Annotated in this window: 23 protein-coding genes, 1 tRNA gene and 1 pseudogene; 18 read left to right on the top strand and 7 right to left on the bottom strand. The window is 65.5% G+C overall.

The genetic code is table 11. The annotated features are described in order from the left end of the window. The 3 genes from VGG53_RS12700 to VGG53_RS12690 form a co-directional block, all read right to left on the bottom strand. Positions 1-225: PP2C family protein-serine/threonine phosphatase (locus VGG53_RS12700; RefSeq protein WP_414688957.1), on the bottom strand; the 225-nt coding region annotated here is incomplete at its 3' end. Then, positions 222-689, bottom strand: coding sequence for an FHA domain-containing protein FhaB/FipA (locus VGG53_RS12695; protein WP_331518411.1), 468 nt, complete (start codon positions 687-689; stop codon positions 222-224). The genes VGG53_RS12700 and VGG53_RS12695, both read right to left, overlap by 4 nt. A gap of 118 nt (positions 690-807) precedes the next feature. Continuing rightward, complete coding sequence (locus VGG53_RS12690; protein ID WP_331518410.1) at positions 808-2,367, bottom strand: FhaA domain-containing protein; 1,560 nt, start codon at positions 2,365-2,367, stop codon at positions 808-810. Positions 2,368-2,600: 233 nt separating this feature from the next. Here VGG53_RS12690 and VGG53_RS12685 point away from each other — a divergent pair. From VGG53_RS12685 to VGG53_RS12675, 3 genes are all read left to right on the top strand, one after another. Further along, positions 2,601-2,683, top strand: a tRNA-Leu gene (locus tag VGG53_RS12685). 222 nt (positions 2,684-2,905) lie between these two features. Beyond that, entirely contained in the window at positions 2,906-4,390 is a 1,485-nt protein-coding gene (locus tag VGG53_RS12680; protein ID WP_331518409.1) for a serine/threonine-protein kinase, read from the top strand. Between the two features lie 180 nt (positions 4,391-4,570). Further along, a complete protein-coding gene (locus VGG53_RS12675) occupies positions 4,571-5,452 on the top strand; it encodes a TIGR03854 family LLM class F420-dependent oxidoreductase (RefSeq protein WP_331518412.1) in 882 nt (293 codons plus the stop codon). Here VGG53_RS12675 and VGG53_RS12670 read toward each other — a convergent pair whose 3' ends face one another. The 3 genes from VGG53_RS12670 to VGG53_RS12660 all read right to left on the bottom strand — a co-directional run bounded on the left by VGG53_RS12670 (position 5,453) and on the right by VGG53_RS12660 (position 7,670). Further along, positions 5,453-5,785: a GNAT family N-acetyltransferase gene (locus VGG53_RS12670; protein WP_331518407.1), complete on the bottom strand. Its 333-nt coding sequence runs from the start codon at positions 5,783-5,785 to the stop codon at positions 5,453-5,455. It lies immediately after the preceding gene. A gap of 6 nt (positions 5,786-5,791) precedes the next feature. Next, positions 5,792-7,174 (bottom strand): acyl-CoA dehydrogenase family protein, encoded by a 1,383-nt coding sequence (locus VGG53_RS12665; protein ID WP_331518406.1) that lies wholly within the window; start codon positions 7,172-7,174, stop codon positions 5,792-5,794. 79 nt (positions 7,175-7,253) lie between these two features. After that, on the bottom strand, positions 7,254-7,670 hold the full coding sequence (locus VGG53_RS12660; RefSeq protein WP_331518405.1) for a WhiB family transcriptional regulator: 417 nt from the start codon (positions 7,668-7,670) through the stop codon (positions 7,254-7,256). 143 nt (positions 7,671-7,813) lie between these two features. Between VGG53_RS12660 and VGG53_RS12655 the strand changes: the two genes are divergently transcribed. The 6 genes from VGG53_RS12655 (at position 7,814) to VGG53_RS12630 (ending at position 12,000) form a co-directional block, all read left to right on the top strand. After that, positions 7,814-8,596 carry a helix-turn-helix domain-containing protein gene (locus VGG53_RS12655; RefSeq protein ID WP_331518404.1) on the top strand — a complete coding sequence of 261 codons (783 nt, stop codon included), beginning with the start codon at positions 7,814-7,816 and terminating at the stop codon, positions 8,594-8,596. Further along, positions 8,593-9,426, top strand: a complete 834-nt coding sequence (locus VGG53_RS12650; protein ID WP_331518403.1) for a C40 family peptidase — start codon at positions 8,593-8,595, stop codon at positions 9,424-9,426. Before VGG53_RS12655 ends, VGG53_RS12650 begins: the two co-directional genes overlap by 4 nt. A 29-nt stretch (positions 9,427-9,455) precedes the next feature. Then, positions 9,456-9,818, top strand: a complete 363-nt coding sequence (locus VGG53_RS12645; RefSeq protein WP_331518402.1) for a DUF4226 domain-containing protein — start codon at positions 9,456-9,458, stop codon at positions 9,816-9,818. Between the two features lie 80 nt (positions 9,819-9,898). Next, a complete protein-coding gene (locus VGG53_RS12640; protein WP_331518401.1) occupies positions 9,899-11,329 on the top strand; it encodes a DUF4226 domain-containing protein in 1,431 nt (476 codons plus the stop codon). Between the two features lie 42 nt (positions 11,330-11,371). Further along, positions 11,372-11,689: an ESX-1 secretion-associated protein gene (locus VGG53_RS12635; protein ID WP_331518400.1), complete on the top strand. Its 318-nt coding sequence runs from the start codon at positions 11,372-11,374 to the stop codon at positions 11,687-11,689. Next, on the top strand, positions 11,686-12,000 hold the full coding sequence (locus VGG53_RS12630; protein WP_331518399.1) for a DUF2694 family protein: 315 nt from the start codon (positions 11,686-11,688) through the stop codon (positions 11,998-12,000). The genes VGG53_RS12635 and VGG53_RS12630 overlap by 4 nt, the downstream gene beginning before the upstream one ends. On the opposite strand, the gene VGG53_RS12625 is transcribed toward VGG53_RS12630, so the two are convergent. Next, complete coding sequence (locus tag VGG53_RS12625) at positions 12,001-12,144, bottom strand: hypothetical protein (RefSeq protein ID WP_331518398.1); 144 nt, start codon at positions 12,142-12,144, stop codon at positions 12,001-12,003. Between the two features lie 115 nt (positions 12,145-12,259). On the opposite strand from VGG53_RS12625, the pseudogene VGG53_RS24030 reads away from it, so the two are divergent. From VGG53_RS24030 to VGG53_RS12585, 9 genes and pseudogenes are all read left to right on the top strand, one after another. Continuing rightward, positions 12,260-12,593 (top strand): annotated as a pseudogene (locus tag VGG53_RS24030) (hypothetical protein); the annotation flags it as partial. Between the two features lie 11 nt (positions 12,594-12,604). Then, on the top strand, positions 12,605-13,672 hold the full coding sequence (locus VGG53_RS12620) for a DUF5631 domain-containing protein (RefSeq protein ID WP_414688958.1): 1,068 nt from the start codon (positions 12,605-12,607) through the stop codon (positions 13,670-13,672). Between the two features lie 68 nt (positions 13,673-13,740). After that, positions 13,741-14,058, top strand: a complete 318-nt coding sequence (locus VGG53_RS12615) for a DUF2710 family protein (RefSeq protein WP_331518396.1) — start codon at positions 13,741-13,743, stop codon at positions 14,056-14,058. Positions 14,059-14,131: 73 nt separating this feature from the next. Then, positions 14,132-15,622 carry a type VII secretion protein EccB gene (eccB, locus tag VGG53_RS12610; RefSeq protein WP_331518395.1) on the top strand — a complete coding sequence of 497 codons (1,491 nt, stop codon included), beginning with the start codon at positions 14,132-14,134 and terminating at the stop codon, positions 15,620-15,622. Between the two features lie 2 nt (positions 15,623-15,624). Further along, positions 15,625-19,701, top strand: a complete 4,077-nt coding sequence (gene eccCa, locus VGG53_RS12605; protein WP_331518394.1) for a type VII secretion protein EccCa — start codon at positions 15,625-15,627, stop codon at positions 19,699-19,701. A 63-nt stretch (positions 19,702-19,764) separates the two neighbouring features. Beyond that, entirely contained in the window at positions 19,765-20,097 is a 333-nt protein-coding gene (locus VGG53_RS12600) for a PE domain-containing protein (RefSeq protein WP_331518393.1), read from the top strand. Positions 20,098-20,106: 9 nt separating this feature from the next. Next, a complete protein-coding gene (locus VGG53_RS12595; protein WP_331518392.1) occupies positions 20,107-21,300 on the top strand; it encodes a PPE domain-containing protein in 1,194 nt (397 codons plus the stop codon). 129 nt (positions 21,301-21,429) lie between these two features. Then, positions 21,430-21,729, top strand: a complete 300-nt coding sequence (locus VGG53_RS12590) for a PE family protein (protein ID WP_331518391.1) — start codon at positions 21,430-21,432, stop codon at positions 21,727-21,729. A gap of 35 nt (positions 21,730-21,764) precedes the next feature. Beyond that, a partial coding sequence (locus tag VGG53_RS12585; RefSeq protein ID WP_331518390.1) for a PPE domain-containing protein occupies positions 21,765-22,309 on the top strand: 545 nt, incomplete at its 3' end.

Below are 22,309 nucleotides of genomic sequence, written 5' to 3'. Positions count from 1 at the left end.
GTGGATTGCGGCGTCGAGCTTGGCCAGCAGATCGCCGCCCGGCTCGTCGTCGTCGAGGTGGGCCAGTGCCGCGATCACCAACTGCGAGGCGACTTCACCGGCGGCGTGCCCGCCCATGCCGTCGGCCAGCGCCAGCAATCGCGCACCGGCGTACACCGAGTCTTCGTTGTTGGATCGCACCAAGCCGACATCGCTGCGCGCTGCATAGCGCAAGACCAAAGTCACGGACGCAACTCAATCACCGTCTTGCCGATACTCACCGGCGTGCCAATGGGAACCCGTACCGCCGTCGTCACCTTTGCCCTGTCAAGGTATGTGCCGTTGGTCGATCCTAGATCTTCGACGTACCATTCCGTGCCGCGCTGGGAGAGCCGCGCGTGCCGCGTCGACGCGTAGTCATCGGTTAAGACCAGCGTGGAGTCGTCGGCGCGGCCGATCAGCACCGGCTGGCCGCTGAGCGTGATGCGTGCACCGACCAATGCCCCTTCGGTCACAACGAGATAGCGCGCTTCGCTACGGCGTTCCCGCGACGGCAGCAGCGTCCCGCGCAGCGTCAGTCCACGCCGGACCATGACCGCGCCGGTCGGGGCATAGATATCGGTGCGCAGGATGCGCAACACAGACCAGATGAACAACCACAGCAGCATGAGGAAACCGGCGCGCGTCAGTTGCAGTACGAGTCCCTGCATCTGGCGTCCCCTCCGTCCTGCTGCTGCCGCGGGCCTCGCGTGCCCGGATATAGCTACGTCACGATACTTGGACAGCGGTCGACGCGCGCTGAAGCTGAACGCTTTGCGACCTACGGACTCAATGGATGTGGACGACGATCTCCGAATGTCCCAGCCGGATTACGTCGCCGTCCGCCAACTGCCATTCCTGTACCGGCGCGTTGTTGACGGTGGTGCCGTTGGTGGAGTTCAGGTCGGAGAGCAGCGCGACTTGGCCATCCCAACGAATCTCCAAGTGCCGACGCGACACACCGGTGTCCGGCAGCCGGAACTGCGCATCCTGGCCGCGGCCGATGACGTTGGCGCCCTCGCGCAATTGGTAGGTGCGGCCGCTGCCGTCGTCGAGCTGCAACGTGACCGCCGAACCAGACGACGAGTAGCCGCCCGGCGCGTAGCCGCCGCCGTAACCGCCGGCGTCTGCGGGCTGGCCGTAGTCGTAGTCGCGTCCCGGCTCGGCGTACCCGCCGCCACCGGGTGCGGCGTATGGCTGGCCGGGGGCGTCGCCGTAGCGGCCGTAGTCGGGCTGCTGGCCGTAGTCCGGTCGGCCGTATCCGGGTCCAGCGCCATAGCCCTGGTCGTAGCCGGCGCCCTGGTCGGGGTAGCCACCGCGCTGGTCGGGTGGGCCGTAGCCGCCCTCCTCGTGGCGGGCTGGCCCCCGACCGTAGTCGCTGTACTCATCGTAGCCCGGGCCGCCGGGCTGCTGCCCGTAACCACCCTGGCGGTAGCCCGCGTCATAACCCTGGCCGCCGGCCGGCCGCTGCTCATACTGCGGCGGGTAGCCACCCTGCTCGGGGTAGCCGCCGCGTTGCTCGGGGTAACCGCGCTGTTCTGGGTAGCCGCCGCGCGGGTCGGGTGCGCCGTAGCCGCCCTGCTCGGGGTAGCCCGCGCGCGGGTCGGGTGCGCCGTAGCCGCCCTGCTCGGGGTAGCCGGCGCGGGGGTCGGGGTAGCCGCCGCGCTGTTCTGGGTAGCCGCCCTGGTCTGGGTAGCCACCGCGCTGCTCGGGGTAGCCGCCGGGTTGCTCGGGGTAGCCGCCGGGTTCGGGGTGATACCCGGCACCGCGCGGATCCGGTGCGGCAGGTGGCTCGCCCTGCGGATGCGGGTAGGGGTCGTCGTAGTAGTCGTCGCCCGGCCGCCCCTGCCCCTGGCCGCCGCCGGAACTCGAATTCTCAGTCATCGCTGGTACTCCTGGTTCTGCGCTGAACGCATGGTCTGATTGTGGCGGTGCGAGCTCCCCGGCTGTTCGCCGGGGCTCGACATCGGGGTTGACAGCACCGCGGGTGCGGAACTGGCCGGTGTGCAAGTTCGCCGACTGCTCGAACCGGACGACCACGTCACCATATGTTTGCCACCCCTGTTCGCCGATGTATCCCGCCAACTGCGTTGCGAAAGCGTCCGAAGTGAGATCCGGGTCGGCGCCCACTTTCCGGTAGTCGTGCATACCGAGGGTAATGATGTATTCGTTGGGAGCCAAAAGGCGGTTGCCAGCAACGGGGCGGATTCCTTCGCCGGCCTCCCGCCGCAGCATCGCTTGGAGCTCTTGGGGGACGATTGCACCGCCGAAGACTCGGGCAAACGCATCGCCGACGGAGACCTCGAGTTTGCGCTCGATGCGTTGAACTAGCCCCCTCTGGCTGCCCATGTCCAAGCGCCCTCAGTCCTTGTGTATTGGTGCTGCACGGCGGACTCGGTTCCGGCGTGTCGCATCACGCGTGTCGTACTCAGCATGCTATCCGGACAGCGCAGCGCAGCGGCACCTCTGGAACTCTGAGAATCGCATTACGGCAGGTCAAACCGGGCTACCGGACGGTCCGGCGGGCCGGTGCGGTTTGGGGATGCCGGCTATTACAGTGGTAGGCTCCACCGGTTGTTTTAGGGCGAGTGGCGGAATGGCAGACGCGCTGGCTTCAGGTGCCAGTGTCCTTCGGGACGTGGGGGTTCAAGTCCCCCTTCGCCCACAGATATGTGGTTCACGAATCCAGCGGCATAAGGTGCTGCACCGGTCCGAACTCGCGGCCGCGGCCGTTGTGGTCGACGGACGTCTCAAAACTAGCGTTCTTAGCTTCTCAAAAGATGCTGCAAAACTCGGGGTCAGGTGCATGCCTGACATGCGTTCGCGTCGGAGTATCCAGCTCAGCGGTCGGGTCCAACGCTGCGACGTTGCTGTGTAGCATCGGCCCATGCCGTTGGGCAGCGGTACGACCTTCGCCGGATATAGGATCATTCGCCTACTCGGGTCCGGCGGCATGGGTGACGTGTATCTGACTGACCATCCCAGGTTGCCCCGTCGTGATGCGCTCAAAATCCTACCCGCAGAAACGATGACGTCAGACACCGAGTTCCGCGAGCGGTTCCACCGGGAGGCCGATCTGGCTGCGACGCTGTGGCACCCACACATTGTCGGGGTGCATGATCGCGGTGAGTTTGAAGGCCACCTCTGGATCTCGATGGACTACGTCGACGGCACCGACGCGGCGCACCTAGTGAGAGACCACTACCCGGCCGGTGTACCAATACAGGATGCGTGCGCCATTGTCACTGCTGTCGCTGATGCACTCGACTACGCGCACCAGCGGGGCCTATTGCACCGCGACGTCAAGCCAGCCAACATTTTGCTCGCCGAGCCCGAGGACGGCAATCGACGAATCCTGTTGGCTGACTTCGGTATAGCTCGTCGGCATGACGATATCAGCGGACTAACCGCCACTAACATGACCATAGGCACCGTCGCCTACGCTGCGCCAGAACAGTTGATGGGTGCCCTCATCGATGGCCGCGCCGACCAATACGCGCTGGCCGCCACCGCATTTCATCTGCTGACGGGTTCGCCGCCGTATCAGCATTCCAACCCGGTCGCCGTCATCAGCCAGCACCTCAACGCGTCACCACCAAAGCTCGGTGATCAACGACCGGATTTGGCAGGCCTGGACGAGGTATTGTCCAAAGCCCTTGCCAAGGACCCCGGCGCTCGGTTTACACGGTGTAGGGACTTCGCTACCGCACTGCGCGCCGATTCCCATACCCTCCCGCACGGCTCGACCACACCGACGCCGGCCACCGAGACGCTGAACCCACCGAACCTGGCCCCGCCGGAGGCAGTGTCAGCCCCGAATGCGAAGACTGCCGAAGCAACGCGTGCCCGCCAGCAACCCAAGCCGCCCAGCGGGCGCCCCGCTCCTGGGCGACCTGGCCGGGTCGACGCCCTGCCCGGACAGACACGGTCCGTGCGCAAGCGCAGCATATTTGTACTGATCGCCATAATTCTGGCGGTAGCCGCAATTGGGGCGCTGGGCACCGTGCTGCTGACCCAACACCGTCCACCGCGGCTGTCGCAGGAAGATCAGATCCAGGCGACCATCCGTAAATTCGATTCGGCGGTGCAGGCCGGCGACTTGGCCACACTGCGTAGCGTGACGTGCGGCAGCATGCATGCCGACTACGTCAACTACGACGAGGGCGCGTGGGCGGAAAGCTATCACCGGGTCGCGTCGGCGAAGCAATATCCGGTTGTTGCCAGCATCGACCACGTGGTCGTCAACGGCGAGCACGCCGAGGCCAACGTCACCGCGTTCATGGCCTATGACCCGCAGACCCGCTCAACTCGCAGCTTTGACCTACAACACCGCGACAACCAGTGGAAGATCTGCGGAATCCCTGCCGATTAGCCCGGGCCACAGAGATTTTTGATGCCCACCTCGCCGTGGGCCTTGCTTAAGATCAGCCCGAGATGATTCCGTTGTCTGGACGCTGTCAGAGCCCAACGAGTGAGGAATCATCGACGTACGTGGCGCCATGATCAATCAGCGGCGGGCACAAACTGGCGGGCCCTGTGTGTTGGCATGGAAATGAAGGTTCGGTTCGGGATCGGGCTCGGCGCCAACACGCCTGCCAATCAGCTCACGCCCATCGTCGATCATCTGGAGAGCAGCGGGGTGGATTCGCTGTGGTTCTCCGAGCTGGTGTACTCGCCGGCGGTGGATCCCGTGGTCGGCATGGCCTATGCCTTGGCCCGAACCGCGCGGCTGAAGGTGGGCACGTCGGTGGCGGTGCTGCCAGGGCGCCATCCTGTGCTGGTGGCCAAGCAATTGGCGTCGCTTGCCGCGGTCGCGCCCAAGCGGGTGCTCCCGGTTTTTGGCCTGCGTTCGGCCATTGCCGCCGAGCGTGAAGTCTTCGCCGTTCCCGACGGCGAGCGTGCTGCGGTGTTCGACGAGTCGTTACGGATACTGCGCGCAGTACTGGTTGGCGAGTCGGCGAACTACCGCGGGCGGTATTTCACGGTGACCGCGGCGGCGGTCGCGCCGCGGCCCACTCCCCCGCTGGACATCTGGCTGGGCGGTTCCGCGCCGGCGGCGTTTCGGCGCATCGGCACCTTGGCCGACGGGTGGCTGGGCAGCTTTCTGACTCCCGAGGAAGCGCGGGCCGGTCGCGAGGCGATCGAGCGTGCGGCCGCGCAGGCCGGTCGGCAGATCGAGCCCGATCACTTCGGCATCTCGCTGGCGGTCGCCGACGGCGAGCTGCCGCCGGAGTTGGCCGCCGCGGTCCGTCACCGCCGGCCGGACGTCGACCTCGCCGAGCTGATCGCCACCGGCTGGGGTCAGCTGCATCGTCAACTCGACGCGTACCTGGATGCGGGCTTGACGAAATTCGTTATCCGACAAGCAAGTACAGGGCCGGTCGACAAATTCATCGACCGGTTCGTGGCTGAGCTCGCCGGTCGGCAGAACTGATCAGAGCGTTTCGACCCAGCGCAGGATCTCCGGGGTGGCCTTGTCGGTGATGTCGCTGAACTCGGGATGCTTTTTGATGAACGCGGCGACCATCGGGCAGACCGGGACCACACGTTTGCCGTCCGCGCGGGTCGCCTCCAGCGCCTCGCCGACCAGAATGTTGGCCAGGCCGCGGCCGCCGAACCGTTCATCGACCTCGGTGTGGTAGAAAACCCGCTGGTTGTCGCGGTCGGCGACGGCCGCGAGCCCGACGGGTTCGCCTTCGACGGCGATGGTGTACTTCCCGTCGGCAACGCTGACGGTGGCTTCGACGCCGGTCTTATCAGTAGGCATAGCTCTCTATTTTCGTGGTGGTCGCAACACTTGCATAACAACCCGCATCATCGGATCCGGGACGCGGTCCTTGGCGGCCAGCGCCGCATCGGCTACCCGCCCCCGCAGCATCGTGCCCCGGCCGAACATCCGGTTCAGCGGTCCGCCGGACGGCTCCAGCTCGACATGCAACGGCGGTGCGCCTTCCGTGGCACCGAGTGCATGGGAGATGACGATCCGCTGGATTTCGCTGGTGCCTTCAAAGATGGTGTACAGCTTGGCATCTCGATACCACTTTTCGACCGGGTGATCGGTGATGTAGCCCCAGCCACCCAGCGTCTGGATGGCCCGCTCGGTGGCCCGCACCGCGACCTCACTGGCCGCCATCTTCGACATCGACCCTTCGCCGCGCTCGAACGCGATCCCGGTGGCGGCCATCCAGGATGCCCGCCATGTCAGCAGCCGGGCCGCGTCTATCTGGGTGGCGATCTCGGCGAGCGGAAAGGCGATGCCCTGGTTGTCCATGATCGGGCCGCCGAAGGCCTCCCGCTGCGTGGCGTAGGTGGTGGCGTATTCCAGCGCCGCCCGCGCGATGCCGATCGCCTGCGCGGCGACCATCGGGCGAGTCTGCTCGAAGGTGCCCAATGTGGCTGAGCCGGAACGCTTCCCACCGGCGACGACCTCGCGCGCCTTGGCGAGTTTGTGGTCGAGTTTTTCTTGCCCGCCCAGCAGATTGGCCTCGGGGATCCGGACGCCGTCAAAGCGCAGCTCGGCGGTGTGCGAGGCCCGGCAGCCGAGTTTGTCGAGCTTGCGTACCAGCTCCAGGCCCGGGGTGCCTCCCGGAACGATGAACAGTGCCTGGCCGCGGTGACCCAATTCTTCGTCGACAACCGCATTGACCACGTGCACATCGGCGATCCCACCGTTGCCGATCCACATTTTGTGACCGTCGAGCACCCAGTCGCCGCCGTCGCGCCGGGCCGTGGTCCGCAGATTGCGGACGTCGCTGCCCCCTTCGGGTTCGGAGATCGCCAGCGCCGCCAGCTTGAGGTCACCTGGTGAGCCGAAGCATTGCGGCGCCCATTCGAGCATCTGCTCGGTAGAGGCGGACTGGCCGATGGCCGACAGCGCCAGCGCCGGCATGACGATCGCCAAACCGATTCCGGCGCAACCCCAGAACAGCTCTTCCATGAACATCGGCAGCGAAAGCCCGCTCGGGTCGCCGATCAGATCGCGGTAGAACAGCGGACTGTAGAAGCCGCGCTGGGCGGCCTCTTCGAGTACCGGCCATGGGAACTCTTGCTTTTGGTCGTAGTCCAGGGCGACCGGACGGATGACCGATTCGGCGAACTCGTGGGTACGGCGGGCCAGGTCGTGTTGCGCCCCGGTCGGCGTCAGGTCGAAGGTCACGTACGCCACTCTCCCGTGTCGGTTGACCTTGACTACCCCCTGCCGACGGATTCAATCCAGCCGTGGTGACGACGACGAGTCAGGCCGCCGACCGCGGCCCGATCTGCTGAACGGGCAGGTGGAACACGGTGGCGGTGACCGGAGCGCTGTCCCCCTCGCGCCGCGCCAGCAGGGCAGCGTTGTCGGGTAACTGGCGGGGACTGATCTCCCCCGCGGCGATGCGGCGCAGAGTGGCATGCGCCTGGGCCAGCTGCTCTCGCTTGCGGTACTGGCCACCGGGCAGTTTGATGCCGGCCCAGACACCGTATTCCTCACGGTTTTCCACCGCATACCGCGCGCACAGCCGCTGCTGCGCCAGCGGGCATCGCCGCAGGCACTGCAGCCGTGCTTCGGTGGCTGACTGTTCGTATGCACGCGCCTTGGCAGCGCCGTCGCCGCCGTCGTCATCGGCGTAGCCGAACCACAACTCCGGGTTGACCGAGCATGGATGCCCCATCTGTCCGCCTCCTTCGAGCTAAAAACGTATGCAGAAGCGTATACAGACAGACGTGAAGTTGGCAAGAGAACAGTGACAAAAACATATACAACCTCGAGAACGCATACGGCTGTGTAGTATCCGGATATGGCCGGGGCGCTACGGTGAGCCGGGAATCGGCAGGTGCGGCGATCCGGGAGCTGCGAGAGTCGCGCGATTGGTCGCTGGCTGACTTCGCCGCCGTGACGGGCGTGAGCATCATGGGCCTGAGCTACCTCGAACGAGGTGCCCGAAAGCCGCACAAAGGCACAGTTCAAAAGGTAGAGAACGGACTTGGGCTGCCGCCGGGCACCTATTCGCGGCTGGTGGTGGCTGCTGACCCGAATGCTGAACTCGAGCGATTGACGGCGGCGACGCCGGAAGAACCCGCGCCCCCGCGAGCCACGGGACCGATCGTCGTGGACCGGCACAGTGACAGCGAGGTGCTGGAGGGATACGCCGAAGCCCACCTTGACGCAATCAACTCGGTGATCGAACGTTTGCCCGCGACGACATCAAACGAATATGAGTCGTATATTCTCTCTGTGATCGCACAGTGCGTGAAGGCTGAGATGCTGACCGCCAACTCCTGGCGGGTGGCGGTCAACGCCAACTCGGCATCGGCAGGACGGCTCATGCAGCATTTGCAGGCATTGGAAGCAACTCGCGGCGCGCTTATCGGGCGCATGCCGGCGAGCCTCGGTGCGCGACTCGATCGGGCATGCGCACAGTCAGCGCTGCCCGAGCCGGTGATCGCGGCGCTGCTCGGGGTCACTGCCGCCGAAATGTGGGATATCCGCAATAGGGGAGTGATCCCGCCCGGGGCCCTGCCCAGGGTCCGGGCGTTCGCCGATCTCACCGACGGGACCGAGGGTGACGCTGCGATCGACGAGGGGAAGCGGCCGTGAGCGGAAACGAGTTGGCGGCATTGAGCCGCGCGCATGAACTGTTCACCGGCACCACCCGGGACGTGGCACTGGACGCCCGACTGGCGCCCTATGACGGACTCTTGGAACGCGCTGTGGGGTTGAATACCGATGTCGGACAGCGGCTTTACCGGTCGGCGGTAGACCGGAGCCGCGCTGACCTGCGATCGGCGGCAACCGCCGATGCCGAGCTGGCCGCCACCGCACGACTGGCCCGTCTAGATCACGCCGACGCGCACGGGTTGACCAAGGGTGTTCTCCAGGAGGCCCGTGCCGACACCGCAGTGCCGGACGCCCCGATCGCGCAGCGCGAAGCGATCCGCCGTCGGATCGCACGGTTGCGCGCACAACAGGCCCATGTGCTGGCGGCCCGTCGCAAGGCGCGGCGTCACCGGTCGAGATGGCGCGCGGTGCGCTATCGAACACCGCACCACGGCATCAACACTGCGGGATTGCGGTTGCCACCACCGAACAGTCGCGCCGGTATCGCGGTGCGCGCAGCGCTCTCCCGGTTGGGCCGGCCTTACGTGTGGGGCGCCACCGGACCCGACCAGTTCGATTGCTCAGGGTTGACCCAGTGGTCCTACGCCCGGGCAGGAATTCACCTGGACCGCACCACATATCAGCAGATTTACGATGGAGTGCCGATCCCGCGCTCACACGTGCGGCCGGGTGACCTCGTCTTCCCCACCGCCGGGCACGTGCAACTGGCGATCGGCAACAACCTGGTCATCGAAGCGCCCCACGCCGGTGCCAGCGTGCGGATCAGTCCGCTGGGTAGCGGCGTGCAGATCCGGCGCCCACTCGGGTAGCGACGATGGTGGGCGAGCACGGACAAGAGATGGCAGAGCAGGCCGGACGCTCGATCGAGGCGATCGGGGAACGGCAGGCCGCACTGTCGACGCGGCACGCCGCGGCTGCCGATGCCGACCGTGCCTTGGTGGAAGCGCTCGCCGAAGCGCACGCAGCAGTGGTCGAAGGCGTGCGGCGGCTCGACGCGATCGCGGCCGAGATCGACAGTGCGGTAGCGAATCAGGCCGCTCTCGGGCTCGATACCGCGCTGGGTGCGCGTGAGTTCCAGAAGTATCTGATCGCCAAGCAACGCGAGATCTCGGCGGTGGTGTCAGACGCTCGCGAGCTCGACGGCGCGAAGAAGGCCATCCTGAAAACGTTGCATGAGCACTACGCCGGGTCCGCCGGCTAGCCCCTGCGCTATGCACACGAGTGAATTGTCGAGGGCGGGTGCCCTGGCTAGGGTCGCCACCATGTTCGGGCAGCGGAGCGATGGCGACGCCTGATGATGTGCTCGCCGCGGTCGAGCATGTCAAGCAATGCACTGGTGACCCGAAAGCCTGGTTGGCCGGCCTGACACCGCAAGACGTGTCGGATGCGGCGACGCTGTTCGCGGCAAGTCCGCAACGGCTCGACGGGCTGGTTTCTCATATCCGCCAACAACATCCGGATCTTTTCGACCCGACAACCGGGGAGCGGGTCTCCGCGTCGCAGCAACGACCTGTCCCGCGAGCTGACGAGCTTGCCGCCGAACATCAGGAGGGCGCTGCTGCGGATGCGATACGGAGCGCTGAAGTCGCTCTGGCACATCAGAATTCGACGACCGCTCAGGTCGACATGCAGGTGGTGACGGCAGTTCTCAACGCTCACCAGAAGACCGCTGCCGGTAGCCAAGCCTTGAACCGACTGCAGCGCGACATCGAGGGCGCGGTGGCCACCCGATCTGATCTGGACACCCCGGCGGGAGCGCGTGACTTTCAGCGCTATCTGATCGGCAAGCTGCGAGATATCCGCGCCGTGGTCACCGGCGCGAGCCTGGACGACACGTCGAACTCGGCGCTGATGGCAGCCTGGACGTCGCTGTACAACTCCGCGCAGCCCGGCACCGATGTTGCTGACGATCAGCGCCGGCCGGCCGGTTCGTCTGCGGCTGCACCGGCGCAGCACAGCGCTCAAAGTCAGCCGGTCGCAACGGAATCCGAACTGAATCCCTACTTCGATTCGTTGCCGGAGGACGATCTCGGCCCGCCTCGCGAGGAGATGCCCGCGCCAGGTGCTCCATCACCTGCGCCGACCGCCCCGATGCCCGGCATTCCCTCTTTCGGCGGGGGCGGTCTGCCCAGCGGTGCCGGGATGGGCATGCCGGCGGGCTTTCCGCTGACCGGACCCGTGCCGGGCAGCGCCGAGCAACTTTCGCCGGCGGATCTCGAGGACGCACGACACCAATCCGACGACCCCGAAGACCGGCTGGTGTCCGACGACGACGATCACGACCGTGCCGGCCAGCAGCACACCGAACCCGCGTCCGGTCCGACGACTGCGACCCTGCCCAACGGCGACACTCTTACCGCCGCGAGCCCCCAGTTGGCCGCTGCGATCGAGGCCGCGGCGGATGGGACGCCGATCGCGGATGCTTTCCGCGACGAGGGCATGACGATCCCGCCGCCGGGTACGGCGGTCAGCGACCCGGTGGAGCCGTCGCAGCTCGCGCCCGGAGATATCGGGATGTTCACCGACCGCCATGCGCTTGCCCTGGGCGAGAGCCGCGCGTTGCTGAACGGTCAGATCCAGCACATTTCCACCGTGAACGGCCCAGGCTTCCTAGGCTGGGAGCACCCGCCGGCGCCGATCAGCGCACCGGCCAGGACCGATCCGCCGGCGCCGACCAGGCCGGCGATGGCCGAGAGAACCGAGACCGCGTAGTGCAAAGCCGGCTCCTGCCGGCACGTCAGAAGGAGACAGCGGATGGCAGACCGAATCCACGTGGTGCCCGCCAACTTGCGTGAAGCTGCGGGCCACCACCAAGAGACATCGGAGTATCTGCGAACGCTGCCGTCGTCGCATCAGGCAATCCAGCAGAGCCTGGATTCGTTGGGGCCGATCTTCGGTGAGCTGCGGGAGGCCGGACGTGAGCTGCTCGAGCAGCGGCGGCTGTGTTACGAGCAGCAGGCCGACAATCACGCGGAGATCGCCGAGAACCTGACAAAATCGGCCGGCATGTGGGAACAGCACGAGGCAGAGGCCGCCGCGAAATTCGAACGGGTCTCCGACGACGGTCGATGACTGAGGCCGATCCCGCATTCGACACCGTACATCCGAGCGGACACATCCTGGTCCGCTCGAATCGTGGTGGATACATGCACAGCGTCACGCTGACCGAGGCCGCGATGAACACCGATGCGGAAAGCCTGACGCAGGGCATCTTGCTCACCGCCGATGTCTCCTACCTCAAGGCGGTGATGGAAGTCCGCGGCGAGATCGTCGCGGCCGGCTACACCCCGTCAGCCGAGGTTCCGACCGCCGACGAACTCGACGCTGCGATCGAAAGGCTGGTCTCGCATGAGCTGCCGCGGCGTGACGAGACGGTGCGATAACTAACGAATCCAGCGCTTGACCGCGTCGCGGTCCGGGGCGATATCGGTGGGCGGCTCGACGGGGTTGGCGCCGAACAACTCTCGCGCTTGCGCCAGCAACGCGCGCACTTCATCCAACTGCTGCTGAAGCCCCGGATCAGCCACACGCTCACGCTACCCAGATGCGGCTATTCGCACAATTCACCCCACCTTTCACCCGACCTTTGTCGACCGACAAACAGCGCAGTTGTGGCAGCGACGATGACGGTAGGCTTGGCCGGTGGCGATCTTCGGTCGGAATACGGCGCGTCAGCGCCTCCGGAGAGCTGCCCGAGAATCGCTGAAGATTCCGGCCTTCAGCTCTCCCGTTGACTGCACGTCGTGGGTGACCGGCGGGCTTTGGCCTGCTGAGCTCTCGACGGTTACCGCCGACACCGCTCCACTCGTCAAATACCTCAAGGCCGACTTACAGCGGATAGTCAATTCGGCAAACGACGAACTCAAGAGCATTCGGTGCGCGGGATTGACCGATTCCACCCGACAGGCAGAAGAAGCCCGAGTCATCAACGACGCTCGCGCCTTTGCCGCAAGACGAGTCGAGTCGACAGTTCGCCATCTGCAGAAAATGAAATCGAAAACGCCGACGGAATACCGGCCGGTGAATGGTGTCGACGACACCGAGAAAACAACGCGATTCAAACTCGCGCCGCCGCGGCCGCCGGAGACCTCACCCACCGACACACCCGCGCCGCCAAGCCCCGAGCAAGACCACCGTCCTGCGGCGCCCGTCGAGGAGCCGGACGCCTGGGTGCCGGCTGCGGCCGAGTTCACGCCGCCGACAACTGAGCCTGACACCGCTGAACCCGCGACGTCGGAGCCCCGACACGCGTTGCACTCCGACGACACCGAGGTGCTCGAAGAGATCGCGACGCTGCTGAAGGAAATCACGCCGCTCGCGCGGGAGCCGGTCGAGCCACCGCCACCAGTCGTGCCTGCACCGAGCCCACCTCCTGTCGTCCGCGAGGCCGAGCCCGAGCCCGTCGAGCCCGCCGAGTCGGAACGCGAACGGCTGGAACGCCTGCTCAAATTCGTGGCGCGACAAGAACCCGGGTTGCGCTGGGCCGTCGGCATTCGGGAGGACGGCACCACTTTATTGGTGACCGACCTGGCCCACGGCTGGATCCCGCCCGGTCTCACCTTGCCCGCCGAGGTCCGGTTACTGGAGCCGGGCCGGCGAGCGGGCACCGCGGCGGCGTTGCTCGGTCAGACGACGTCGTCGGCAAGCTATGCCCCGGGCGACGCGCTGGGCTGGGCCGCCGACTACGACGTGACGGACACCTCGGCGCAACCGCGCGAGCTGCCGGCGGTCGACGACCTGGGTTGGGTGCTGGGGGAGGCGACGCACTGGCGCGACGGCCTGCCGCGGCTGGTCAACACGCTGGCGAAGGCGGGCGCCGCGGGAACGGGCATTGTCGACGCCGAAATCGACATATTGCGCGTCTACCTCGACACGTCGCGATACCAGGTTTTGGCGCAATACCCGGATGTCGACCCAGGCCTGCTGCTGAATTGCCTGCTGCTGGCCGCCACCGAAGGTATGGCCACGAAGAATCTGGTGAATGCGAATTACCACTTTGCCTGGTTCCAAATGCTGAGCGCACCACCGGCCAGCGGTTGGAAGGCCGGCCCGTGATAGCCCGTCGTGGGTAAGCCCGCAGACAATGAATTGACGCTGGTCGGAGGGGTCTAGATACTGTGGTGATGCCGGGCCCGGGCAGTCGCGCGCAGCTAAGCGACAAGGATCTCGTCGAATCGGTTCTGCGTGAACTGAATGAGGCCGCCGATAAGTGGGAGGCGGTCGTCGGCCAGGCCGAGACGATCACCTACAGTGTCGATCTCGGCGATATTCGTGCGGTCGTGAATTCCGATGGCCGACTGGTCGAATTGGGTTTGCATCCGACCGTAGTGTCTGGTTACACCCATGGTGAGTTGGCCGATCGGTTGAACCTCGCCATTGCCGCGCTGCGCGAAGAGGCCGAAGCCGAGAATCAGGCACGGTACGGCGGAGCCCTGCAGTGACGTGGGATTTGTTGTCGCGCAAAGTAGTTGAGCACCGGGCGGATGCGCATCGTCCGCCGAAAGGATATTGACCGTGCCACTCAATCTCTCCAACCGGGATCAGAACTCGGGACACCTGTTCTACAACCGCAGGCTGAAGGCCGCGATCACCCGATTCTCGGTTCGGATGAAGCACGACGACCGCAAACAGCAAGCAGCAGTGGCGCTATCGATGGTTTTCGTGTTGATCGGCATCGGCTGGATGGCACTGCTGCACGTGATGAAACCCGCTGGCCTGGTCGGCCAGTCCGCGATCATCGGAAACCGGGACACCGGTGCGGTCTACGCGAAGATCAATGGGCGGCTGTACCCCGCGTTGAATCTGACGTCTGCTCGGTTGGCGGTCGGCAACGCAGCAACCGTCGCCTGGGTGAAGGCAGCTGAGATCGCCAAGTACCCGACCGGCCCGATGGTCGGGATTCCTGGCGTGCCAGACGATCTCACCGTCACCCCGACTTCGGTGTCGGCCTGGTCGGTCTGCGACACGGCACCGGCCCGAGGCACCGGGGCACCGTTGGTGACATCGATCGCGGGACAGCTTTCAACCGTGGGCCGAGCGAATCCGATGCCTCGTGCAGAAGCCGTGTTGGCGACGCATCTCGGTGCGACCTACGTGATCTGGGGCGGGCAACGTTCGGAAATCGACCCGACCGACCGGTCGGTGACGTTCAACCTGGGTTTGGATCCGGGCGTCACCTATCCGATCGAGATGTCCAACGCGCTATTTGATGCCTTGCCGTCGACGGAACCCCTTGTGATACCGACTATCCCACAGTCGGGAGCGCCATCGGCACTGCTTCCGGGCTCGACCGTCGGCAGTGTGCTGGAGACTCGCGACGCCACCGGTACCGTCACCGGTTTCTACGTGCTGCTGCCCGACGGCGTCCAAAAGATCACCAGCTTCGTCGCCGACCTGCTGCGCACCGCGAACTCACAGGGGTCCGCTACGCCGACGTTGGTGTCGCCGGACAAGCTGGTGCACGTTCCCGTCGTCGAAGTACTCAACGTCGACTACTACCCCTCGGGCAAGTTGAACTTCATTGACACGGCGGCAAATCCGGTGACGTGTGTCGCGTGGCAGAAGCAGTCGACCGATCCGCAAGCCTCGATCACGGTGTTCAGCGGTCGGGGTCTGCCGGTTCCGATCGAAATGGATGGCCGGCTGGTCCGCTTGGTCCGCGATGACCGCCACCCGGAATCGGTGGAGGCCAATCAGACCTTGGTGCTGCCGGGAGCGGCGAACTTCGTTGCTGCGACGAGCGGCGTCGCCACCGCGCAAAGCCGCGAGAATCTGTATTGGCTTTCGCCGCAAGGTGTTAGGTACGGAGTCCAGTGGGACGACCGGACGCTGCAGGCTCTTGCGTTAGATCCGCGCGCCGCCGCCCAGGCGCCGTGGCCGATTCTTCGCACTTTTGCAGCCGGGCCGGCCATCAGCCGGGACAGTGCCCTACTGGCGCACGACACCATCAACGGCAGCGGCGCGGTTGCGCCGATCCCAGAAGCCAACCAACAGGTCGGAGGTTAGGCATGTCCAAACGTGGATTTGTGCGTGGAACGCGTAAGTCGGCCCCGATGGTGCCTCCGGTGCGGGTGGCAGTCGCGCCACCGTTGGCGCTGCCGGAGCGGGAGCCGCGCAACATCCTGTTGATGATCGCGCTGCCCGCCCTGTTGGTGGGGATCATCGGCACCCTGGTCGTGATGTACACCTCGGGAGTCCGGTCGCTGCAGTCGGGCTTTTTCCCGATGATGGGTCTGGCCGGCTTCGGTGCGTTGATGTTCAGCGGACGGTTCGGCCGGGGCCGGCGGATTTCCTGGGGTGAACAGGAGAAGCAGCGCCGCGTCTATCTGCGCCAGCTGGACGAGGACCGCGACGAAATCCAGCGCGCCGCCCAGGATCAGCGGCGTAGCCAGTTGTTCGTACACGGTGATCCGCAGAACCTGGATACCGTGATCGGTGGCCCGCGGATGTGGGAGCGCCGCGCCGGTGATGCCGACTTCCTCGAGGTCCGCCTGGGAATCGGGGTGCAGCAGGCCAGCGATGCGGCGGTCTCACTGCAGTGGCCGGAGGTCCCGATCGGCGAGGAGCTCGAGCCGGTCACCGGCGGCGCATTGCGAGACTTCATTCTCGAGCAGAGCAAGATTCGCGGGATCGGCAAGGTGCTGAGCCTGCGGTCCAAGCCCGGATTCAGCTTCATCGCAACGGATCCCGTCGAGCTGCACAGCATCGCACGGTCGATCCTGTGTTCTCTGGCGGTCTATCACAGTCCGAACGACGTCAAGGTCATGGTGGTTACCCGCCATCCCGAGTTGTGGTCGTGGCTGGTGTGGCTGCCGCACAACCAGCACGACGAAATGTTCGACGCTTGTGGCTTGCGCCGGCTGGTGTTCGTCTCCCCAACCGAGTTGGAGGAAGCCCTTGACGCCGAGCTGCACCGCAAGGGCCGCGGACCATGGGCGCCGCCGGTCGGGACGAGCCCGTCGTCGATGCCCTCGGCCATGGAGGTGCCGGGTTTGACCCTCGGCCCGCATTGGGTGATCGTCGACGACAACGTCGGGACGCCTGAGCAATGGGAGAGTGTCACCGGACAGAAGGGCATGGCCGGAATCACGGTGCTGCGGTTGGCGACTCGACCCGGTGTCGGTGTCGGCTTTCTCGATGATGAACAGCGGTTCGAGCTACGCGAAGGCCGGTTCTATCACCGCGGCGCGTTCTTTGCTGTGGCCGATATGCTCGCCGAGACGACCGCCAGCCGGTACGCGAGGGCCTTGGCGCGCTGGTCGCCGATGAGCGCCGACGACTTGTCGGAAACCGACAGCCAGGGTGCCGAGCTGTTACGGGCGCTGGGCATTAGTGATCCGCGGCAGCTCGATGTCGATCGGCTGTGGTCCGACAGTCGCGGACGCGGTGACGCGAAGTGGGCGATGGTGCCGGTCGGGGTCAAACCGGGCGGTGAATTGCAGTACGTGATCTTCCGGGCAAAAGACTTCGGCGGCTTCGGTTTCCACTCTGTGGTGGTCGGAACATCCGGCTCGGGCAAGTCGGAGTTCTTCCTGTCGTTGTGTAACGGGATCGCTCTGACGCACTCGCCGGAGACTTTCATCGTCATCTTCGTTGACATGAAGTTCGAATCGGCTGCCCAGGACTTGGCGGGCCTGCCCCACGTCGCTGGTTCACTGTCCAACCTCGGCAAGGACGACCGGCACCTCGCGGAGCGGATGCGGAAGGCTGTTAACGGCGAAATCGCCAGGCGCTACCGGCTTTTCAAGGAGGCCGGCGCGCGTGATGCCAACGAGTATGAAGAGATGCGGCTGGCCGGACGGGACCTGGAGCCGGTACCCATCTTGCTGGTCATCATCGACGAGTACCTGGAGCTGTTCCACCACCACCAAGAGTGGATACAGCTGGTCATTCACATCGGCCAGGAGGGCCGCGGCTGTAACGTCTTCTTCACCCTGGGTGGCCAGCGGCTGGACCTGTCGTCGCTGAGTAAAGCCAAGAGCAACATCGCATTCAGGGTTGCATTGCGTGCGGAGACGGCCGAGGACTCCCGGGATGTGATCGGTAGTGACGCCGCGTTGCACCTGCCGTCGAAGGAAAACGGTTACGCGCTACTCAAAGTCGGCCCGCGTGATCTGGAGCCGTTTCGGTGCTTCTACTTGTCTGCGCCGTTCGTGTTACCGAAGAAGGTCGTCAGCCTCAGTGAAACCGTGGACGTCAGCTTCTCCCAGCCGCGCCCACTTACCTGGGAGTACCAGCCGCTCAGTGACGAGGACACCGCGGCGTTGGCGGTGGCCGACGCCCCCGAGGAACCCGACGAATTCCTCTTCCACGCCGATGGCTTCCGAAAGAAGAAGCTCCTCGATGTCATCCGTGAGTCGCTGGTCTCACATCCTGCCCGGCTTCCCCACCAAATCTGGCTCCCGCCACTGGAAGTCAGTGAGCAGGTCGATGCTCTGGTGGCATATTGGCGGGACAAGCCTTGGCACGTCGACTACGGGCAAAACGCCGGCTTGGTCCTGCCGTTCGCGATCGTCGACATCCCCGAAGATCACGTGCAGCGGGTGCAAGTGGTCGACGCTGAGATGGACAACATCATGGTGGTCGGGACTGCGCAACGGGGAAAGTCCACCACGTTGATGACGCTGATGACTTCCGCTGCTCTGATGTACCGCCCGGAGCGGGTCACGTTCTTCTGCATCGGCGCCGCCTTCTATCCGGTGGAGGAGTATCCCCATGTTGCCGGGGTGGTCAGTCTCAATGACACCGAAGGGGTTTCGCGAACCATCGCCACGATTGAAGGGTTGATCCGCGCGCGGGAGGCATCGTTCAAGCACTATCAAATCGACATCTCGGAGTTTCGCGAGCGGCGCTTCGGAGCGGCCGGCGGTGGAGGGACTGACCCCGAAGACAAGTTCGGCGATGTGTTCCTCGTCATCGACAACTACGGCGACCTCTACGACAAAGACTCAGCGATGGGTGACCGCGCGATGTCCATTGCCCGCCAAGGCCTGTCCTATGGCGTTCACGTGATGACCAGCGCCACCGCATGGTTTGTCGGACAGAAACAAGGCTTGCTCAACGTGTCCAACGCGCGGATTCAGCTGCGGTTGAGCAACCCCGACGAAACGCAGATGGGCACGTCGATGGAGCAGCGCAGGGCCGCGCGAAATACCTTGGACCGGCCCGGATTCGGACTCACTCGGGATGGACATGAGCTGCTCGTCGGTGTCCCCGAGGTTACCGGCACCAAGGGTGAACGGGTGGGAACACGCGGTGTCGGCGCGCTGATCGCCGAAGTCACCGGCACCGGCAAGGTGGAACGGCTGTCACGTTTGCCCGAGCGAGTGTCGCTGGGCGAGATCATCGCCGATTTCGCCGGCTCGGCCGCTGCCTCGGATCCGTTGAACATCCCGTTCGCGATCGGTGAGAGCGCTCTGCAACCGGTGGCACTGCCGACCAAGACATTGCCGAACGTGTTGGTCGTGGGCCGTCAGCTATGCGGCAAGACAACGACTCTCGCTGCATTTGGCCGGGCCATTACCGAAAGGTTCACCCCGGAGCAGGCCCAGATCACCATCATCGATCCGAAGACCACGCTCATCGGTCGGATCCGTGGTCCGCACGTGCGTGCCTACGCCTACACCTCCGACGACATCGACACCGTGATCCGGGAACTTGCCGGCCTACTACAGGATCGACTCCCGCCGTCCGGTCTCACTCAAGAAGAATTGTTGAATTTGAAACCGTGGGACGGCCCGCGTCACTTCCTGCTGATCGATGACGAACACGAACTCCGCCCGCACAACCAGGCGGTCCGCCCGGCGGCAACCGCCCCGCTGTGGGGCTTGGTCGAGCGAAGCCGCGAGATCGGCTTGCACGTCATCGCGTCCCGGCTGCCCGGCAACTGGGCCGCGCAGGTGGTGATGAACCCGTTCATTCAGAAGCTGACCGGATCCCGCTCGCCGACCCTGTTCATGGACAACGATCCAGCCAGCGTCAAGGTGTTCGGCAGGACGAGTGCTCAACAGCTCGCGCCGGGCCGCGGATTGCTGGTGACGACCGAAGGAGACATCGAAGGGGTTCTGGTCGGAAGTCCAGATTAGGAGCATTAACTCGACAGTGTGGTTCGGTAACTTTAAACTCAACCAACCTTTGGTCGCGGATCGATGTATTCGTGGACAGACCTGGGAGGCAATATGACAAGCGGATTCGGCGTAATTCCAGCCGCAGTCAATTTATCGTCGGCTACCGAGTCGGGCGTCGGTGCCGAAATGGCAGCCACCACAGCCGCGGGCGCGGCCGCTCTGACCGGCGTGACTCCCATGGCGGCAGATGCCGATTCCGTGGGCTTCGCCCAGGCGCTGAATGCAACCGGGTTCTCCTATCTGGCGACGATGGCAGACCACGTCCAACAGCGGACGGCATTTGCCGGCGCGCAGTCGTTGGCGTCGGGTACGTACGAGGCCATGGACGCGATCCATGGCACCGCGCTGGGTTAACCGACCGGCATGCCGCTCGACCCACGCTGGACTGGGCCACCAGAGGCCATCGCGGCGACCTTCGAGGCCGGATCGCCGGCTTCGGTGATCAGCAACAACTTGGTCTGGGTGACCGAGACCTCCCACCACGCATCGGCGGCCGGCGTTTCGGGTGCCAACACCGCGGCGACGCTGGCCTCGTGGCATGGGCTCGGTTCCAATGCTTCGGCCGCAGCCGCAGACGGTCTCAATGCCGGGCTGCAGACGACCGCCGGCTGGACCGCGCACAAAATCGCCGTCACCCAAGGCGCTATCGACGCCTTCGCGACGGCGCGGTCCGCGGTGATTCCCTCCGTGGTCGTCCAGACCAACCGGACTGAGCGGGAGGCCATGGACAAGGCCAACCCGAGTGTCCTGTGGTCGTTTACCCCGGCCATCGCCGAACACGACATCGAGTACTACGGGCAGCACTGGCCGCACAACTCAACCATCGGAATGGGCTACTCCACGGCGTTGGGTGGGTTCACCGCCGCGTTGGGCATACCGCCGCCGCTGGCACCGGCGGGAGCTTCGCCGGCGGCGCCGGCCGCGGCCGGAGAGGCGGTCGCTCAGGCAGCAGCCGCCACGGGCGGCCAGGACGGGATGAGCCTGTCTAGTCAGGCTGCCCAGGCGGTCGGCCAGGCGCCTGCGTCGGCGACCAGCGGCGCCACCGACCAGATCAGTTCGCTGTTAGGACCGTTGCAGGAGGCGGCTTCGAGCGTGGTGCAGCCGGCGTCTCAGATCGTCCAAGCCCCGACGCAGGGTTTGCAGAGTATGAGCAGCCTGCCGTCGTCGCTGATGGGAGCCTTCGGCGGGATGTTTTCCTCGGTGTCGGCGCCGCAGGCAGCCGAAATGGCTTCGCTGGCAGGACCGCTCGCCTCCGGCGGCGGCGCGGCCGGGGGCATCGGTGCGGGGGCAGCCGGGGGAGTCGGAGCTTTTTCCGGGGCGGGCTTGACCAGCTACACCCGGCCTACCAGCACGTTCGAACCGGAAAGCGGTGGCCGGCCAACGGGCCTGCGGACTGTGGCCGCGACATCCAGCCCGACTACGTCGATGGGTGGCGGCATGGCCGGTATGCCGATGGCGCCGATGACGGCAGCCCGGGGCAACGGGGACGATTCCAACCAGCAGGCAGTGGCACACGCCCGCATCGTCGTCGCCGGCGACCGCGTCGAGTCGGAATAGCTTCCTTCGCCGCGATCGCGTCGGGAACAGCCGGGGGAGGTGGCCGCGAGTTTTGTGTGTATATGAGGTTGGACGGCTTCGGTTACGATCCTTCTTAATCGTGCTGTTGGCGTTGAGGAGGCAGTGGTCATGACGTTTGCGATGGTTCCGGAAGTGGTCGGGTTGTCGGCGGCCACGGAGGCGGGTTTGGCGGCGCAGACGGGTGCGACCGCGGCGGCGGTGGCGCCGGTGTTGTTGGATCCGGTGCCGATGGGGATGGACGCGGATTCGGTGAAATTTGCTGCGATCGCCGCGGCCGCCGGTGCGGCACATGTGGCCGTTGCTGAGCAGCATGGCGTGATGCGGGGGTTGTACTCGGGGGCGCAGTCGTTGGCGATGGCCACGACGGTGGCCACCGAGCTGATGCGGGCGGCGGCGACGGCGATCTGAGCGCGCCGACGAGGTTTGGTGTGGGGGTGTAGTTCGTGAGTCATCCGTGGCCGATGTTCCCGCCCGAGGAGAATTGGTATTCGCTGGCGTTGGGGGCGGGTCCGTCGCCGATGGTGGCCTATGGGGAGGCGTTGGCGGCTCATCATGTGGTGATGACCTCGGTGGTGGGGGTGTCGACGGCGACGGCGGTGGGGACCTCGGCGGCCTACGTGGGTTTGGGTGGGACCGCCTCGGAGGCGGCGTTGGTGTCGCACAATGGCGAGCATTCGGCGTTTGCGGATGAGACGTTGGCGCGCGCGCAGATTGCGCATATGGCGGCCGCGACGCATTCGGCCACGGTGACCCAGATGGTGCCGGCCCCCCCGGCGCACGCCAATCGGTTGGAAGAGGCCACCGATGAGGTGATCAATCCGATGGTGTGGGGGGCGTTGACGCCGCGGATCACGGATTTGAATCTGGAGTATTTCGGGTTCATGTGGCCCAACAACGCCGCGGCGGGGGTGCGCTATGGGGCGGCGTTGGATGGGTTGGGGGCGGCGTTGATGACGCCGTCGTTGCCGGCGGTCTCGGGGGGATCGAT

Origin of the sequence: Mycobacterium sp., assembly GCF_036490025.1 — a bacterium.
GTDB lineage: Bacteria > Actinomycetota > Actinomycetes > Mycobacteriales > Mycobacteriaceae > Mycobacterium.
The sequence above is the reverse complement of the archived record's forward strand: the minus strand, read 5'-3'. Positions and strand labels throughout refer to the sequence as shown.